The 18,953-nt window shown below is 39.5% G+C and carries 10 protein-coding genes; 1 reads left to right on the top strand and 9 read right to left on the bottom strand.

Annotation, left to right across the window (positions count from 1 at the left end; all coding sequences use genetic code 11):
* Positions 1 to 11 precede the first annotated feature (11 nt).
* The 8 genes from GJV22_RS21450 to GJV22_RS21415 form a co-directional block, all read right to left on the bottom strand.
* Positions 12 to 3,305: a glycoside hydrolase family 2 TIM barrel-domain containing protein gene (locus GJV22_RS21450; protein WP_163718558.1), complete on the bottom strand. Its 3,294-nt coding sequence runs from the start codon at positions 3,303 to 3,305 to the stop codon at positions 12 to 14.
* A gap of 46 nt (positions 3,306 to 3,351) precedes the next feature.
* Positions 3,352 to 7,155, bottom strand: coding sequence for a beta-galactosidase small subunit-related protein (locus GJV22_RS21445; protein ID WP_163718557.1), 3,804 nt, complete (start codon positions 7,153 to 7,155; stop codon positions 3,352 to 3,354).
* A 95-nt stretch (positions 7,156 to 7,250) separates the two neighbouring features.
* Entirely contained in the window at positions 7,251 to 9,518 is a 2,268-nt protein-coding gene (gene bglX, locus GJV22_RS21440; RefSeq protein ID WP_163718555.1) for a beta-glucosidase BglX, read from the bottom strand.
* 179 nt (positions 9,519 to 9,697) lie between these two features.
* Positions 9,698 to 11,566 (bottom strand): beta-glucuronidase, encoded by a 1,869-nt coding sequence (uidA, locus tag GJV22_RS21435; protein WP_163718553.1) that lies wholly within the window; start codon positions 11,564 to 11,566, stop codon positions 9,698 to 9,700.
* Between the two features lie 218 nt (positions 11,567 to 11,784).
* Positions 11,785 to 12,156, bottom strand: coding sequence for a hypothetical protein (locus GJV22_RS21430; protein WP_163718551.1), 372 nt, complete (start codon positions 12,154 to 12,156; stop codon positions 11,785 to 11,787).
* A 39-nt stretch (positions 12,157 to 12,195) separates the two neighbouring features.
* On the bottom strand, positions 12,196 to 14,514 hold the full coding sequence (locus GJV22_RS21425; protein WP_163718549.1) for a porin family protein: 2,319 nt from the start codon (positions 14,512 to 14,514) through the stop codon (positions 12,196 to 12,198).
* Between the two features lie 549 nt (positions 14,515 to 15,063).
* The gene (locus GJV22_RS21420; RefSeq protein ID WP_163718547.1) at positions 15,064 to 16,200 is read right to left on the bottom strand and encodes a helix-turn-helix domain-containing protein; all 1,137 of its coding nucleotides are present in this window, start codon (positions 16,198 to 16,200) and stop codon (positions 15,064 to 15,066) included.
* Between the two features lie 155 nt (positions 16,201 to 16,355).
* A complete protein-coding gene (locus tag GJV22_RS21415) occupies positions 16,356 to 17,357 on the bottom strand; it encodes a YhdH/YhfP family quinone oxidoreductase (RefSeq protein WP_163718545.1) in 1,002 nt (333 codons plus the stop codon).
* 137 nt (positions 17,358 to 17,494) lie between these two features.
* Here GJV22_RS21415 and GJV22_RS21410 point away from each other — a divergent pair, with 137 nt between their 5' ends.
* Positions 17,495 to 17,821 (top strand): winged helix-turn-helix transcriptional regulator, encoded by a 327-nt coding sequence (locus GJV22_RS21410; RefSeq protein WP_163718543.1) that lies wholly within the window; start codon positions 17,495 to 17,497, stop codon positions 17,819 to 17,821.
* A gap of 46 nt (positions 17,822 to 17,867) precedes the next feature.
* On the opposite strand, the gene GJV22_RS21405 is transcribed toward GJV22_RS21410, so the two are convergent.
* Positions 17,868 to 18,890, bottom strand: coding sequence for a hypothetical protein (locus GJV22_RS21405; RefSeq protein WP_163718541.1), 1,023 nt, complete (start codon positions 18,888 to 18,890; stop codon positions 17,868 to 17,870).
* Positions 18,891 to 18,953: the final 63 nt, after the last annotated feature.

The following is an 18,953-nucleotide window of genomic DNA, read 5'->3' as shown; positions in this document are numbered from 1 at the left end:
GAATTAATCAATCACTTAATCTTCAATCTGCCGTAATCATCAGCATCTCCCATTCGAACATCATATGGTCTCAATTCATAGACGATATCATGTGGTGAGGGTTTTAACTGGAATTGGCTCAAAGTAGAAGGACCACAAGCCGCACTTCCCAATCCAAGATGTGCGACATCAATTGTAATTATTGTCTCCGGTCGTTTATGCAATTGATAAGGGTAGTTTGCTTTGTTCAAATCTGTTGCACGATAGTGCAAAGCGCTGAAATTGAAATTAGCACTGTCTGCAACAAGCATTAAACCAACACCATCTCTATTCGTGAATGTCGCCCACCTTACATCTGATCGATTCCCCATCTCTTGAGGACGAGCATAGAATTCTTCCATGTCCGTTACAGATATTTGATAGCGCCCCACAGTCGATCCTTCCATTCTATCGTTATAAGTTTCAAATGGGCCAGCTCCCAAGAAACCAACGCTTTCGAATCCTTTCGGCATTTGCAGGACATGTCCAATTCGCGGTAGTAAATTCAGTTTTCCGCTGTTATCAGGCTCAACGTGCGATTTCACACTAATTGATCCATTGGCCCATACGGTGAAAGTCGTTTTTGTCAGCGCATTATAACCCGCATTTGTCTCATAGTTTACAGTGGCTTGTATTTCTACCTGTTGATCATCCACCTGTGTGTAAGTAAACATTTCAACTTTAGGCTTCAGAGTTTCAAGCTTATTTTTGTTCCAGGAATTCGCTATTCCCCTGCCATTTGACAAATCATTATCGGTCGGAGCTCGATACAAATTTAATTGAGGCCCGGACACAAGTTCATCCGTCGTTGTGTCCGTATAAATTACTTCAGCCTCGGGTTGGACTCCATATATTGCCTCGGCCTTCGTTTCAATCAGATTTGTAGATCCATATCGATATTGTGTGATTGTGCCAACTGTTTTATTGAATGTCACTGAAAACAATTTACCGTTTACAACGACGTCGTCCCCTTTTTCTGCGACATGAATGCTTCCAAACCCCTTCTGGCTAAGCGTTTCCTGACTTGCTTTTTCATAGGGCATCTCCATTTGTTCCCATGCAACAACATGTCCCCTAGAAGCCCAGGATTCATCGGTTTTTAATGCGAAATAGACATTCAGAAAATATTCTACTGCTGGTTTCAAGGCTGGCTTTACAAGTGGAATTGACACATTTGTCTGGTTACCACCCTCCAGATCAATAGTCGGCAAATCCCCACTTTGAATAACGGCTCCATCAGCAGTTAACTCCCAATAGCCCTTAAACTGGTCTAAATTTAAGAACTGGTATTTGTTTGTAATCTCAATCGTGCCTTTTGTCAAGTCGACCGGTTTTATACCAATATATTGATAGCATTTCTTGACATTGTACATTTTAGGTGTCACCTGACGATCCGGAGTGGTCAAACCGTTCATCAAAAAATTCCAGCGAGTCGGACGGTCGCCGTAGTCACCGCCATAGGCAAAATATTCTTCTGACGGATTTCCGGGAACTGGTCTTGCTAATCCTTGATCTACCCAGTCCCAGATACAACCACCGATGAGCCGAGGATATTCTTCAAAAAGCTCTACGTAATCCTTTACCGAACCGGGGCCATTGCCCATGGCGTGCGCATATTCGCAGAGAAAGAACGGTTTGTTAGTCTCCTTATTCCTTGCCTTGCGCTTCAGAGTTCCCAGGGTAAGGTACATTTCCGACTCGATATCTGCATGCTCGTTATCACCTTGATAGTGGACCGGCCGGGATTGATCGATCGCTTTGATTGCTTGATAAGATGCTGCAAAGTTTTGACCATGACCAGCTTCATTACCCATTGACCACATGATAATCGACGGGTGGTTTTTATCGCGTTGAACTGAACGAACATTGCGGTCTACATGAGCCTTTTTCCAGCTGGCCACATCTCCTAGTCGGTCCTCCTCATTACGAGCCATACCGTGAGATTCCACATTCGCTTCAGCGACAACATACATTCCATATTCATCACACAGATTATACCATTCCGGATCATTAGAATAGTGTGAAGTCCGGACTACATTCATATTAAACTGCTTCATGAGCTTAATATCTGTCAACATCAATTCTTTACTCATTGTGCGTCCGCCCCAAGGGTTGGTCTCGACGCGATTGACCCCTTTCAACAGCACACTTTTGCCATTTACAAACAGTTGCTGATCCTTAATTTCAATCTTTCTGAAGCCCAAATTTGTGCGTAGTACTTCTGTTGTATCGCCTTGAGGATTTTTTAGAACAAAGAGTAAGTCATACAGGTTAGGAACTTCAGCAGACCAAAGCTTAAAATCTTTGACTTCTGTTGTCAGTTCAATTGACAGGCCCTTTTTTGACGAAACGTTTTTTACTGGCGTGGAATACAGTTTTTTTACCTTTTCCTTTGGTTGCCCCTTCTCCAGCAGCAACGCATCCAACTGATAATCTCCCTTTCCACCAAAATTGCGAAACTGAAGCTTTGAACTTATTGTTGCTGACGTAAATTCAGGATCAAAATCCGTATTCACGAAAAAGTCCCACAAATGCACTTTAGAAACAGCGTATAAAAACACATCCCGGTATATGCCCGATAAAAGCCAAAAATCCTGACCTTCCAGGTAGCTACCGTCGCTCCATCGATAGACTTTAACTGCCAAGGTATTTTTCCCTGGTTTGAGGTATTTGGTGATATTAAATTCCGCTGGAGTCATACTATCCTCGCTGTAACCAACTTTTTGCCCGTTTACCCAAACGTACATAGCACTTTGCACACCATCAAAATGAATAAAAACTTCCCGTCCTGACCAATTTTCAGGCAATTCAAAATCTCTTCGGTAAGATCCCACTGGATTCGGTAATGCATTCTTGGTAAATTCAGCTGGTAGATCTGCTCCCATCACATACGGAGGATTAACCTTGAAATCATGCGCAAAGGGATAGGTACTATTGGTATAATTTGGAATACCGTAACCTTTTATTTGCCAATTGGAAGGAACGTCAATGTTGTCCCAGAAGCTCACGTTAGTAGAGGGTAAAAAGAAGTCAGAGGGAGCCAACTCCGGACTTTTTACCCAATTGAATTTCCAAGTACCATTTAAATTCAGGTAATATGGAGACGCCTCAGCATACGCACTCACCGCGCCGTCAATATCTGCAAAAGGCACATAAAATGCATGCCCCTCTTCCTTATTAATACCAATAACTTGCTCATTCTCCCAATCATGCTGTTGTGCATGGCCAATAATGCCGATCAACAAATAAACGACAATGAGCCACACACTTTTGCTTGCTATTTTCATAATTTTTCCTCCGCCAACATTTAACTATTCTATTTTTGTTTGTGTACTATTTCTTCAACGTTCTTATTGTAATCTTCCTGTGGTAGCCTGTCGGATAAACCCTGTAAGAATTTAAAATGCCCCGCGCTGTTCCGCCAACACCGGTTGTAGCATAATCTAAATTCACAGTAACTGCTTTATCTTTTTCGAGTTGATAAGTATATACTGCCTTGGTGAGATTCTCGGTTGAATAAATTGAGGTACTAAAGTTGAAATATTGATCCGTTGCAAACATCAACCCGTTTCCTGTTTGGTCCACCATCTTCAGCCAACGGTTATCTGTTCTCAATCCGTTCTCCTGTGGAATTAAGTAAGGTTCGTACATATCCTCGACCGTTGAGCTATAGATACCTACTTTATAGCCACTTTTCCGGTCCGGATAGTTTTCCTGAGGACCGCGGCCATACCATTCCACATGGTTTAATTGATTGTTTAATTGCAATGAAAGTCCTACACGGGGTAAAAACTGAGGCATCGTTCCCTGCGGCAAAAAGGTATGTTCGATATTTATTTCGCCATCACTATTTATTCTGTACTCATAAATATTCTCGAAACCGTTGTATTTTGCCCCCATGATGTATTTATCCAGCTGGGCAAATTCCATTGTTCCTCCGTTTAGAAGGACAAATTCACGTGCATAGACATACACATTTCCATTCGTCTTAGATGCTCTAACTTCCAGTGGATAATGCTTCAGGTTGTGAAGCCCGTTCGAGTAATATTCCGTAGCAATGACATCACCATACTCGCTTTTCCATCCTGAATTTTTAAAAGAAGAGCCATTCCATGAATCCAATTCGTTGGCAATAGGTGCTCGCCATACATTTAATCGAAGAGGGGATTTCAATAGTTCTTCACCATTTACATTCAATGAAACCAGTTCTCCTGATTCCCTATCAAAATTGTACGTAAAGTCCTTACCTCGAACAATAAAACATGTAGAATCTGAAGTCAGTGCAATGTTCTGACCCTCATTTGAAACAACAGTGTTGTTTTGATACCACTCCTTTAATTCAAACTGCTCCCAGGAAATTTCAAAGCCAACAGGCGCCCACAATTCACTCTCTTTTAAACAAGAACTGATATTTAAACGGTATTCCTTCCCGGCTTTAATATCCGGCTTTTTACAGGGAATATTAATATTTCCACGCTCCAATGGCTTTACATCCAAATCCAACTCTCCTGATTGTATTTCTTTCCCGTCTTCGGTGAGTTTCCATGTCGTTCTCCAATGCGAAGCATTCAAGAAATGACTGCGGTTCCACACCTGTACGACGCAGTTTTCTCTATCTATCAGATTAAATGCTAAAGGCTGACAAGTTTTCTTCATCTGCCACATCTCCGGCTGAGGCTTTCTATTGGGCCACATAGCACCATAGGTCCTGGCTCCGATTCCGTAACTATAAAAATTACCTTCACGAGACTCGCTTTCAAAATCCATCCATAAATCAGCATCACTCTTGTCTATCGCAGAAGAAGGATTTATTTCCTTGGTAAAAACACCCACATTATCAATCAACGCATCACAAATGTATTCTGAAGTACCATCGCCGTGTTTTTCTGCATTTCTGCCAATATTTAGCGGAAAAGGTAGATTAACAATAGCACCGGTAACAAGTTTGGAAGCTTTCACCTCACCATCGATATATAGTTTCATTTCGTTGCCGTTATATACCGCTGTTATAGTATGCCAATGATATTCCCAGTCACCTGGCAATGGTGCTGTAACGACTTGCCGTTCACCATTAAATAAGTAAAACTCCAGTTCATTTTTCCCTTTCTGATTAATTCCAAACTGGTTATTTCCTTTGGTAATATAATAGCCGCCTAATCGGGCAAGATTTCTCGGAAAAACATCCAGAGAGAGCGACAATTTCTCGCCTGATATCTCCGTATTTTCGGACTGGTAAACTTCGACCCACTGGTCATGGCCATTTAAATCAATCGCCTTGCCATCCTTTCCATCTACCAATTGGGCATTTCCCATAATGTGTACCGGGGTATCGTATTTCGAAGAGTCAATTAGGCGTCTAATAGGCTCTGTAACTCCGGTACTCACGAAATCCCAAATGGCTCCCCCCATCAGTTTTGGATGGCTATAGATAGTTCTCCAATATTCGTCAAGTCCGCCACCCGCATTACCAGTTACAGCGAGGTATTCGTCCATAAATGAAGGTCTGTTATCCTCCTCATTTAAACCGACGTGCATTTCCAACTCAATTGGGGTTGGATAGCGCGGACCAATAATGTCCTCTGCCGGATGAACTGGCGCATTACCACCATACATCCAATATCTGGTAGGATCAAGCTCTTTGCCGAGTTTAACGACCTCGTTTATATTTTTTCCTTCACCACTTTCATTTCCGGCACTCCAAAATAATACACAAGGGTGATTTCGATCACGAAGAACTAACTTGCGGGTCCTGTCCCTGTACATTTCAACAAAATCACTTTTCCCGGATAAATATGGAGATTGATGAGCTTCATCACTGACTTCGTCAATAATAAAGAGGCCGTACTCATCGGCTAACTCTATGTATTTATTTGTAGGAGGGTAATGTGATGTACGAACTGCATTAAAATTGAATTGCTTTAACTGCTCAAAATCCTTGCGAATTGTCTCTTCATCGACGTAATGCCCCATTTCCGGGTGCTGCATATGCGAGTTGATTGCATTTACTTTCAGTGGGACTCCGTTTAGATAAAATGTATTTCCAACAATTTGGGTTTCTTTGAAGCCAATCTTGGTATCCAACGCATCAGCCAGAGAACCATACTGATCGAACAGTTCAATTGTCAAGTTATACAAATCGGGCGTTTCTGAAGTCCATTTCCGTGGATTGGCAATAAACTCTTTAATCGATACTGTTTGGATACTATCCTTCGAAACTGCAAATACATGACTGGCTGAAGAAAAGATTGTCTGATTGTTTCTTGTTAATGTTGCTTTTATTTCAAATTTCTCATTTGTAGCATCATAACTTTTAACATCGACAGCTAGCAACAAGTCCGCATTTGTAAACGAATCATCCAGGTCGGTAACAACCTGCCAGTCAAAAATCCGCTGCTTTGGAGTTGCAAAAACCGTAACATCGTCAAATATCCCTGCTAGTCTCCAGGCATCAACTCCCTCTAAATAATACGCGTCGGAAAACTTGGTTACAAGAACAGCAACTGTGTTTTTCCCTTTTTGTAGATAAGGGGTAATGTTATACTCAGAGGGCTCATGAGACCCTTCATTATACCCAACTTGTTTCCCGTTAACCCAAACAAATGACGCTGAAGCTATTTTTTCGAAGCGCAAAAATACCTCTTTGCCATCCCAATCGGAGGGCAATTCAAAAGAGGTTCGATAGGCACCTGTTGGATTCCACTCATAGGGAACTTCTCCTGGTTTTACCGGAACATACTTGTCATCTAATGTTGTCGATTTGTAACTATCGGCTGGAGTTCGACGGCCCATTCGTCCCAAGGGAAAACCAGTTCCCACATTTCGAAAAAATTTGTCGCCATACCCTTTCATCTCCCAGTTAGACGGCACTTCGAGAGTATCCCAATTAGCATCGTTAAACGATACTTTGTAGAAATCGTCCGGAATACCAAACGGTGTTTCAAAATAAGCAAACTTCCATTTGCCATTAAGAAGTATATATGAACTGGGGATAGAATAGGCGTGAGCTTTTTCCTGACCTTCCTCTAAAACGTCAATATTCTCAATGTAGCTTGACAAAGTATGCAGATATCCTGTATTCTGACAAAAACCATACAGGCTGGAAATCACACCAATAAGCAAGGGTAAAAATCTTCTCATTTTCAGTCTAAGAATGTTTTCAAAAAGAGTGAAAAGAGATGGGCATATTTCGCTACCCACCTCTTTATTAAACGATATAAAAACCAATGATCAAACTATCTATTCCAAACAAAGGATGCTTTTTGAATCTCTTCTGAGTTTGTTCCAACGTAAACAATGAATTTTCCAGGTTCCCAATCCCATTTAAGTTCGTAGTTGTAAAACTTTAGATCTTCAACCGAGAGTTTAAAATGTACTCTTTGTGACTCTCCTGGTTGTAAAAAAACCTTCCGAAACTTTTTCAATTCCTTTACGGGACGAGCAACTGACGCAACCGGATCATTCAAATACAACTGAACTGTTTCTTCTCCAGCATAATCACCAGTATTTGAAACATCAACACTAACATCTAATTGGATTGTATTCCCCGACATTAACGTATCGCTTAGTGATATGGGGCTATAGCCAAAAGATGTATAGCTCATTCCAAACCCAAAAGGAAAGAGAGGATCATTCTTTTCGTCCAGATAACGAGATTTAAAAGCACTTTTCTCACCTTCTATATAAGGCCTTCCTGTATGTTTATGATTGTAATAAATTGGAATCTGCCCTAATGATCTTGGGAAAGTCATCGTAAGCTTACCAGATGGGTTGTAATCGCCAAATAAAACATCTGCTAAACCCGCTCCTGCCATAGTTCCTGGTCGCCAGGCTTCCAGCACAGCATCCGCATACTGCAGATTATCTTCCAACGTAAGCGGTCGCCCGCTCAAAAGCACCAGGACAACGGGCTTTCCGGTAGCTTTCAATTTTTTCAGCAACTCTACCTGACACCCTGGAAGCGATATATCGGTCATTGATCTAGCCTCACCTGATACAGCGATAGACTCTCCCAATACAGCAACAATCACATCAGATTTTGTTGCAATTTCAACCGCTTCTTTTTCTTTTTTAAACTGTTCTGCCTCGTCAAACCTGCCATCGTTTTTTAAATAATCCGGATCATCGGTAAAAAATGTTCCGTCCGCACAGACTACATTTTCATTTAGTTTCCGGATCCCATCCAATATAGTAATAACGCTCTGTCTATCTCCTGTTTGTGACCACATGCTAAACATTTCAAACTGATCATCTACAGAGGGACCAATTAATGCGATTTTACTATTCTTATTTAACGGCAACGTGTTATTGTCATTTTTAAGTAGGACAATTGACTTACAAACAGCTAGTTTCGCAACTTCCTTATTTTCTTCAGTTAGGATAACTTTTGCCGGTTTTTCGGGATTGTAGTTTTTGTATGGATCCTCAAATAATCCCAGATCATATTTCCCCTCCAAAACCCTCCGACAGGCTTGATCGATTTGTTCAATTTTAATGGCACCTTCGTTCACTAAATTTTTTAGGAACGTAGAGTAACCTTCGCTGGCCATGTCCATATCCAGGCCGGCGTCCATTGCTTTTTTAACCGCCTCCTTATAATCTGCGGCAACGCCATGAGCAATAAGTTCCTGAACACAGTTGTAATCACTAACGACAACCCCATCAAAGCCCCATTCATCACGTAATAAGTCAGTAAGCAGCCATTTATTAGCCGTTGCCGGGACGCCATCAACATCATTAAACGAAGACATTATACTACCTGCCCCGGCATCAATAGCTGCTTTGTATGGTGGCAGGTAATACTGAAACATTGTTAGCCTGCTCATGTCTGTGGTGTTGTAATCTCTTCCGGCTTCTGAAGCACCGTACAAGCCAAAATGTTTCACACAAGCCATCATGGACGTCTCATCATTCAAATCGTCCCCTTGATATCCCTTTACTACAGCCCGTGCTACCACACTTCCCAAATAAGGATCTTCCCCTGCACCTTCCATTACACGCCCCCAACGAGGATCCCTGGTAATATCCACCATGGGAGAATAGGTTTGATTATAGCCCATTGCCGTCCCCTCGATAGCGGCAATTCTAGCAGTTTTCTCAATAAGAACGGTATCCCAGGAGCAAGACAATCCGAGGGGAATCGGGAAGATTGTTTTATAGCCATGAATTATATCAAGAGCCATGAAGAAGGGAATTTTCAATCTAGTACTATCAGCGAGAGATGCTGTTTTATGAATCCTTTCGACGGACCCCATCACTGATAAAATATTTCCAGCAGATCCCTCCTGCAGTTTTTCCACGACTCTTTTGGTCTTAAAAGGGCCAGTTCCAGCAGAAGGTGTCACCAAATTGAGTTGAGCAATTTTTTCTTCAACAAACATATTATTCATCAACTTCGTGATGAACTCATCCTTTTCATTTTGGTGAGTTTTTTCGGTAGTACAAGAAATAAAGCAGAAAAGAGAGAAAACAGCCAATAATATTGTTCTTAAATTTGTCTTCATAGATTGAGGTCTTAATATTTCATTGATACCAGTTTCTGATCTGTTTGCGTTGTTCTACGATACTATTCGTTACTAAAATTAGCTAAATCACGATCTCTATTATTGGCGTTATGATGCGCATTGATACAAGCCTTAATTACCGTATCAATACGCATCTGAATCAGCCTCTCAGGATCAATTTATTTCTCTTGCTGTGCCCATCTTTCTCTTAGGTAGTGGGCGGCCATTTTAGGCTTTCTATCCCGAGTGAACACCCCTTTCATATTATAACCTCCAAATCTTAGCATCCATTGGGGAGTCTTAAAATCAGCCAAGTTCCATACATGCATACCAGTTACAAAATCTTTTGTATCGGCAACATCCAAATAAGCTTTGATAAATTCTTTTTGATATTCTTCCGTGTACATTTCTGAATTAACGGCATGAAATCCCGACATTGCATCTGCGCCAAACTCTGTTAGCATACATGGCTTATTAAATTTGCGATGTAATCGATCCAGTTCATGGCTTAATGTTCTAGCTCCTGTTGCAATATCTCCGCCTGTTGTATACCACCCCCAGTATCTGTTAATTGCGATCACATCAGTTAAATTAAACCAGTTAATAGGCCCCATCATCACCCCAACATACATAACCAACCGAGTACTATCCAATTCTCTAATTTGAGTAAACAGTTCTTCGAATTTCCTATAAATTTTCTCTTTATCCTCCCTTCCCGGAGAGGTTCCTTGCCCGACTGCAGGATTATCATTAGGTTCATTAGCTACACACCACATAATAATTGAAGGATGATTTTTATCCCTCAAGTACATCTCCTCTAAATATCGTTTCATAGCATCTTGTCTCTTTTCAAGAGCTATACTATCTCCCGTAAAATATAACCCTACCCCTGGGGTTTCCCCGATAATTAAGAATCCTTCACGATCCGCCAGATCATAATTTTCTTCGTCATATGGATAGTGTGTAGTTCTAAATGAATTTGCACCAGTCCATTTCATTAACTCAAAATCCTTTATTATTAACGAATTACAACTTGATCGCCCTAATACCGGAAAATCTTCATGTCTTCCAAAGCCTCTTAAAAACACAGGTTTTCCGTTCAATAAAATATGATTCTCATCAACACCCACCGTTCGTATTCCTGTTTTTAAAGAATAAACATCTTTAGTTTCTTCACCATCCAGTAAGCTAACAGTTACCGTATATAAAAACGGATCATCTAAGCTCCATAAACGTACATCAGGAATCAAAACTTTAGCTACTGCTTTATTTTTTGTTAATGAGATGGGGATTTCTATTTTTTTACCGTTACCCGTGACTAAAACTTTCCCGTCCCTTTCTTGTCCTTCTGACTCTATATGAATATCTAATTCTCCAACATTTCCTTTGAAACTAGGTTTAATTGTAATATCCTTTGTATGATTTTTAGGAACAGAGTATAGAACAACTGATCGGTTTAATCCCGAATATGGGAAGAAATCATAATTCGTAGCGGGAAAACTTCTAAACGAACCACCTGAAACATTTCCGGTAGGGACACGATCCGGCGAGAGTTGATTTTCAACCTGAATAACAATTCGGTTGGACTCATTCCAGTTTATGAAGGGACTGATATCGAATGCGAAAGGGAGGTGACATCCTTCATGATACCCAACCGGTTTACCATTGATCCAAATCTTTGCGGCATAAGTTGCATCATTTACGCGGATAAATATATTTTGTCCTTTCCAGCTGGAAGGGACGTAAGTTTCAGTTTCATACCACACCCAGTCCATGTAATCACGCATATCTGAGAATTGCTCGTTCCAACTCCCAGGCACTGCGATTGAGCGATAGTCAGATAATCCCTCGAACCAATGTTCTTGCTCTCCGATATTGGCAGAATCTTTTTTAAACTTCCAGACACCTGATAAGTCCAGCAAGTTTCTGAAGCTATTTTGAATTGGTCGAAGAGCAATATCCTTAGGATCTGCAATTTTAAAATCTGAGGCAAACATCTTCATTCCGATTAAAAGAGACAACACTAAAAATGTAGATTTCAAATTCATAGGCATAAGTTTAAGTTAGTTTTAGTAAGGATTTAGTCATATTGACCACGCCTAAATTGGGATTCAGGCTTCTTTGAGAAAGGTGAAAAAATCTGAGCTAAATCATTTGAAAAAATACCACAGCTGTTCCAACTGTGAATAATTAGACTCAGAAGACTTGATTATTTTCTTGGAAAAAAGGGAGGATAGACTACTCTATCCTCCCTGATGATTATAAACTATTCTTTAGCGCGTACACCTGTAGCATCGAACATATCCATCAATGAACCTTCAACGTTATCATCGTCTACTTTTTCCAAAAACAGATAAACATTGTAACCACCTGCAACCCAGTAAGCTGTCAGTTCAGTATCGGAGATTTCAAAGCGGTCAACTGGTTTTAACTCACCACCTTCTTCACTTTGCATTAACACCACCATTTTACCATCTTTTTCTACGACTTGTGCCTTCATCGGAGAATCTCCGTTGGGTGTTCCCATCACCATAATGTCCCATTTGCCAAGGAAGTATTCACCTTCAGCTTGTGCGTTGACAGCAAAGACAGTTAGCATCATAAACGTTCCAGCAAGGATTGAAAAAATCTTATTCATAACTTTAAATTTTTTAATTATTAGAATTATTATTTGTACTTAGAATTTGAAATCGACCTTTAATTCGACCGTTCTTGGACGAATGGCATTCGCAACAATTGGCTTACCGATATAATCTGCATCAGAATTAATCTGAGATCCACCTTGAATTGCTCCTTTAACTCCCGATTGATCAAGGAAGTTGACAACTTGTAATTTGAGCGTTAGTTTTCTGTTCACCATGTAATCTAATCCGCCAAAGTTTTCCCACCAAGGATTCCAAGAGAAAGCATTTGTTTCATTTGAATATTGCTTACCGAAGTAGCGTAAACTAACCCATGCTTTTAATTTACCTTTAGCAAACATGTAACTTGGATCAATTTCCATCAACACTTTAGACAAAGCGGGAATTGTTTTATCACTGTAGGACAATGTTTGCCCGAAACCGTTCACTTCATAGTCTTTGTATTGTGGATTTTGTAAGGTCAGTAAATAGTGGATATTGAAATTTCTAAAAGGTTCTGCTGTAATATCGGTTGACCATCCCATTGTTTCAATATTATAAAACTCTGGTCCAAAATCAGCTCGAAGCCCACTTCCTGATGGATCATCCAATGTAGCGGCTCCCGGAACTTCATTCTTTTTAATTGAAGTTATCATCGAAACTACGCTTAGCTTTTTGCCAATATTCAAATAAACCCCACCGCCCATTTTTGTTACTGCGGTTTCGTAACTTCCCGGCTCGGTTGTTCTCGGGTGTCCACCCTCAGAAGCAGTAAGACCATTTTCGTCAACAGCTTTTCCTTCTGCGTCTCTATAAGTGTAATCCCAGTATGCCTTATTTTCGCTGTTATAACTAATATCTCCAACGAAACCGAATCCATTTGTCAGTTTGTATACAAGTTTGGCATAACCGACTTTGTTGAACTTATTGTTAAAATCTTTTTTAATAAGTTCTTTATCCTCCAACCCTTCATTATTCACATAAGGGTTGTGATAATCGGTATAATTCTGATGTTCGAGTCGTGCCCCCAAACTTAGTCCTAATCTAGATCCTACATTGAAATCATCTGATGCGTACAGAGCGGTTCTACTATATTTGTCATGGCTAATACTCCCCCAGGCTCCACCAAAGACAACGGTATCATCATTGGGAGACATGCTCAATAATACAGGATTTGGTTCTACAGACATTAAATAAGCCCCACCAAAGGTTGTATACTGTCTATTGTTATTCTGGTAGGTTGCGCCAATTCGCACACTGTGATTTTTGATTTTTTTATTCATCTCAAACCTTGTAACGAAGTATTTACAATCCGATTGAGGCATCAACTGGTTATACATCATCTGCACGTGCCGCCCTTCATACACATCAGAACTTCCTGCTTTATAGAAATTCATATAGGAATAGGGAGCCTCTTGCGTGTCCCAAATCATCAAACTTAATGGGAATTCGATGATCAAAGGTGACTTCATGTTTTGATAGAGGGCAGAGTAATCAAGTTTCCATCCATTATCAAATCGATGGTCTCCCATCAAATAAATATTGTGTGATTTAGACTTAGAGAATTTGTCCTTAGTCAAGTTTGCCCACTGAGCATCACCCATAACGTCCCGATAGGGAATCATACCGTTTCTTGGGAAATATGAATCTTTACCTAATCTAAAACCCGGGTATTCTTCAACTTCACCATCTCCTTTGTAGGTAACCGGGAAATATGCCGTAGCTCCGATCTGAGTCTCAACATATTTATAAAGCAATTTTACACTACCTTTTTTGTACCTTTTACTGATAGCAAATTTGGCATTTGACGTCTTGTTATCCCAAGGTGTATACATGAGGTTGGTCCCATAACCTCTGTCGAATGACTGATAGGCACTAGCCATGTAACCCCATCCTTTTTTACCGATAGGTCCGGTAACTGTCATATCAAATCGAGAAGACCCGACACTACTCATAAAAGCGGATGCATACCCTTGAAATTTCCGCCCCGGATCACGATCATAACTTTGAACTGCAAATCCAACCTTACCATATAGCAAGGCACCTTCTTCAAAAGAGAGCAGTCCCATCCGTCCTAAACTGTTGTCAACATTCCAGGCAAACGTCGGCATGGTCGGCCAAAAAGAAAATACAACCGGCACGCCATTTTCAAGAATAACAATATCGCCCCTAAACGGTAAACCAATATTCACCTCTCTAGGTCCTGTCGCCGCATCGGCATTAAGCATTACATTACGATTCTTCTCTTCCTTACGGTGAGCAATTGAGCTCTCCACTACGATAACCGTATCAATCTTCGACTCCTGAGCAAAAGTTTGAAACCCAGAAGTGAGAAATAATGATAAGAAGCATAGATAAAAAAAATTCCTTTTCATTTAATAGTTTTAGGTTTAAACTAAGATCTATCTCGAGCCCAATGTTCCCGATTTGATCCAGTTGGTTGTTCATTTTTGTTCAAACCTATACAATGCTTATTAATCAAACGTCTATTTGTGTCGACCCAAGAATATAGACGTTCACCTAATCCTATTCTCGGCAGTACATATTTATTGGGAAGCTGCAAATCAAATACTTACAACAACAAAAGCTTTGAGAATGATTCAACCAGAAGTATGCTTATCTACCACTAAAAGGCCATTTGCCATCTAGTTTTCTCCTTGAAGCTTACCTTTAATAAAGCGGACACATTCTACTTCGGACAAGGAACTGAGAAATTATTTTAGTTTGTATGGACTTTGGCAGCACGCACTCTCCTACCGACGAGAGGTACCTTACAGTAATTTAAAATCTGAGAACCACATTTCCGCATTAAGCTCTATCTGAAAAAGGAAAAGGTCACAACATCGTCGTTAAAACAAATAGGTTGATATTCCATTCTGCAGATGAATCGGAAATGCTGGTTGATAATCTAACAGAAGTTTTTTTCAGGCATCGAGTATTGATTTCTTATACTCGCTGGGAGTCATTTGAGTATACTTCTTGAAAAAATTATTGAAAGCAGCTTTAGAGTTAAAACCACACTCAAACGAAATCGCGACAATCGACCAATCCTTGTATTTGGGAGCCACGATCATCTTCTTTGCACATTCAATCCTGTATTCATTCACAAAAGTGTAGAAATTCTTTTGAAGATTTTCATTTAGTACCTGACTAATATAGTATTTGGGGACATTAGTTGCTTCTGACAATTTGGCCACAGTCAATTCAGGATCTTTCCACGCCTGACTTTGATTCATATAATTGACCAAGCTAGTTAAATATTCCTCCGCCTTTAACTCTTTCAAACCTGACTTTTTATATCTATGAGATGATGATTCTACAAATTCTGCGTCTATGTTTAAACTCACAGTAGAATCTTCGGCAGAAATCAATTGTTGCTGCTTAAGTCCAAAAAAACTCAGCAAATAAACAAACGCAAGTAGGGCCCCACTCCTAAATAATTCAACATTATTGCTAAGCGAATTTGCTGTATGATAAGCACTAACACCAATAATAAAAGTAAAGACAAGGAAAAAAGCAATAATAACAAACATCAACCAACTCAAATTTATGGTTTGAGAAGCAAAAGAGTACGAATTCCCCATCTGCCTTCTAAATTTTAAGATGTTGTAAAAAGCTCCAATAGTGTAAAAAACCAAACATATGTGGAAGAAAATTCCAATTGTATACTTTAACCCAACTAGACTATTATAGTAGTCACCAAAAGACACGATATCTGTTATATCTGAATCGTAAGCAAATACAACTGCAATAAAAACAATTATTTGGGGCAAGTGATACAGATAGTCTTTTCGCCGAAACAATTTATAGTCGTTAGTTATGTATTTTGAATACATGAAAAGGCTGATCGGAAAACCAATAACCAAAATTAGAGAAACGGGCCACAGGTCTCCATGATATCCAACTTCTTGTTTAACGATGTTCATGACAAAAAGTGCGGCAAGATAAAAGAACCAAGATGCAAGCATTATATCAGCTAGTTTCAATTTCTTACCAAACAGGATAAAGATTGCCGAAAATAATGATTGAGATACCCCCAAATAATAAACCGTGCTTTCCATTTTACAAATCTAAAATATTTTCGTAGCAAAATAATTAAGATCAACAAAATGAACTCAAACTGTAGATTCAAATTGCAAGAATATCCTTCTCCCGATCAATCCACCCAAATCAACAACAATCTTCATTTCACATTGAATAACTCCATACTGTTTGTTCATCTCATCAAATTCAAAACAGTCCGTCCTTTTAGCTTGCCCTGAAGAATTGATTCAATCTTGTGTTGTATTTCTTCAAGTCCAATTTCGCAGCACGTTTCTTCCAATTGCTCTGGTTTCCACTTGTCAGCAAGCTTTTCCCACACTTTAGTCCGGTATTTCATGGGATAGTTTTGTGAATCAATACCGATAAGTGTAACACCTCTCAGAATAAACGGGAAAACGGTTAAATCAAGTTTAGGAGATGCAACATTGCCACAACAAGTCACGACTCCCATCGAACCGGTTGACTTAATAATGTTTTCAAGAATTACTCCTCCCACTGTATCTATTGCACCTGCAAACAACGGTTTCAACAGTGGTTTCTTAACAAAATTTTCGATCTCACTTCGCAATATTATCTCTTTTGCACCTAGGTTAATCAAATAATCCCGTTCAGTTTCCTTGCCCGTTATTGCAGTCACAGAATATCCCAATTTACCTAATATTAATACGCTAAGGGCACCAACTCCTCCTGTAGCTCCGGAAACCACTATTTTTCCATCTTCCGGTTTTATTAATTCAGTTAGTCTCAGTACAGACATTCCCGCGGTTAAGCCAGCTGTCCCGTATATCATTGCTTCTTTCATCGTCAATTTTTCTGGTAACCTCACAGCCCATTCAGATGGAACTTGAATATATTCTGCAAATCCACCGTCAGTATTCATTCCTAAATCATAACTGGTAACAATTACTTTTTCTCCAACTTTCAGTGTTTCACTGTTCGATCTTTCAATTACTCCTACTGCATCAATCCCTGGGGTATGGGGATAGTTTCGGGTTACTCCTTTATTGCCCGAAGCTGATAAAGCATCTTTATAATTTAATGAACTGTAGTGTACTTTAACCAGTATTTCATCCTGCTGTAATGGGCTAAATTGAATTTCTTTGACTGCCCCAATGTAGCTTCCATTTTTTTCTTCAACGCGAAATGCTCTGAAAGTAGAATTGTTCTGTTTCATCTTCTGTCTCCTATTTTTAATTACTTTTGTACAAACATCAGAATAAATTCATTATATATCAACAACTTACAAAATATTACGATACGAACATTTAGTTCCGTTTTTAATATTTACAAGGCTTTAAGGGAAGAAAAAAAATGAAAAAAAGTTATTGCCCGATTGATACATTTATAAATGTCGTCAAAGGAAAACGAAAAGGAACGATCATTTTGCACCTTTATCAAGGAGATAAGAGATATAGTGAGTTAGTTAAATTATTGCCTGACATTAGCGAACGCATGCTGACTAAACAATTGAAAGAATTAGAAACAGACGGAATAATTAATAGAACTGTTTTTCCTGAAGTTCCACCACGAGTTGAATATAGTTTGACAAGACTTGGTCGAGAAATTCATCCCGTCTTAAAGGGAATGTTTAAAGGAGGTATCCTTTTTGAAAAATCGATTGATGGTTTTGAGGAATAAACCCACAATCGCACCTAAACACATCACATTCAATCCGAAATAAAAATCAGCGAAAAGACAACACTGAAAAATTCAAACCGAAATAATAGTCAAATGCAGCCTCATTTTTCAATACTGTTCCCAAATCTCTAAAAGCAACGACATTGTGAATTTCTGATTTAAATGTGTTAACACAACCAAAGGAAGCTCCACAGACCAATATTCTGCCAAGTCTTCTTTCCCAAAGTAATCCTATTCGCAATTCTGTCATATTTAAACGAGCTTGATTTACGGTATACCCCCCCGTAGTTTGATAGAAAAACATCGGCCCTCCCAGTTCATTGACAAACGACAGAGCACTTCTGGCTGTCAATTCTTTCCGCAAACTCAATCGATAGGGAAGATTAGCAGAAAGGTCAAGTCCTAGAGTAGCGAAAGTATGCTCGTAACTCACCAACCCAAATACCGGTATTTTGACGGTTGGACTAGCAATTATCGCTAAACCAACAGATAGACTTGTATAGGCATTGCTCTTGAGGCTTATAAGCCCAACTCCGATAAGAGAGTGTTGTGATTGTGAAAAATCGGAATCAAAAAGACTACTAAAATTTATCCGATAAATTATCCGCTTTTTAAATAGCTTAGATCTCATTGTAAAGCCAGCGACAATCCCTAAACTAGTTTGGCTCACCTTGTGTTCAAAATCAATATTCCCGGGATAGAAACTCTCAACTTCCGTCAAAACTGTTCTTTGATTCAATGCACTTCCGGTTAAATCAATCGATTTGTTATTCCATTTAAACACCGGGAACCTCATTTGAACTGAGTTTCTTAACAGATCAGCATCTCCCGTGAAATAAGGTGATCCATTTAACTTAGAATTGATTCGGTGATGCGGGATGAACTCTGAACTCACCAGGACAGATCGCAAAGACGGGTTTTTCAATGTCATGTTTTCCCAATAAGCTCGTTCCATTGCTTCACGATCATTTTTACTTGGTGAAGTTGATTGTGCGGTCACATCTATATGTAACATTGATAAAACGAACATTGAGCCCCAAAAAAATATATTCAAAAACAGTTTACTCACGAGTATTCGATATTTTATGAAGTGAATAACAGCTATAAATTCTGCGTCCAGAAAGTATAGCTG

The sequence above is a fragment of the Mangrovibacterium lignilyticum genome (assembly GCF_010882175.1).
GTDB classification, from domain to species: Bacteria; Bacteroidota; Bacteroidia; order Bacteroidales; family Prolixibacteraceae; genus Mangrovibacterium; species Mangrovibacterium lignilyticum.
The sequence above is the reverse complement of the archived record's forward strand: the minus strand, read 5'-3'. Positions and strand labels throughout refer to the sequence as shown.

Bases quoted from the DNA above. Each gene is read 5' to 3' on its own strand.
- GJV22_RS21415 (WP_163718545.1), bottom strand. From the start codon at position 17,357: ATGAAACAGAACAATTCTACTTTCAGAGCATTTCGCGTTGAAGAAAAA.
- GJV22_RS21420 (WP_163718547.1), bottom strand. From the start codon at position 16,200: ATGGAAAGCACGGTTTATTATTTGGGGGTATCTCAATCATTATTTTCG.
- GJV22_RS21425 (WP_163718549.1), bottom strand. From the start codon at position 14,514: ATGAAAAGGAATTTTTTTTATCTATGCTTCTTATCATTATTTCTCACT.
- uidA (WP_163718553.1), bottom strand. From the start codon at position 11,566: ATGAATTTGAAATCTACATTTTTAGTGTTGTCTCTTTTAATCGGAATG.
- GJV22_RS21410 (WP_163718543.1), top strand. From the start codon at position 17,495: ATGAAAAAAAGTTATTGCCCGATTGATACATTTATAAATGTCGTCAAA.
- GJV22_RS21450 (WP_163718558.1), bottom strand. From the start codon at position 3,305: ATGAAAATAGCAAGCAAAAGTGTGTGGCTCATTGTCGTTTATTTGTTG.
- GJV22_RS21430 (WP_163718551.1), bottom strand. From the start codon at position 12,156: ATGAATAAGATTTTTTCAATCCTTGCTGGAACGTTTATGATGCTAACT.
- GJV22_RS21445 (WP_163718557.1), bottom strand. From the start codon at position 7,155: ATGAGAAGATTTTTACCCTTGCTTATTGGTGTGATTTCCAGCCTGTAT.
- bglX (WP_163718555.1), bottom strand. From the start codon at position 9,518: ATGAAGACAAATTTAAGAACAATATTATTGGCTGTTTTCTCTCTTTTC.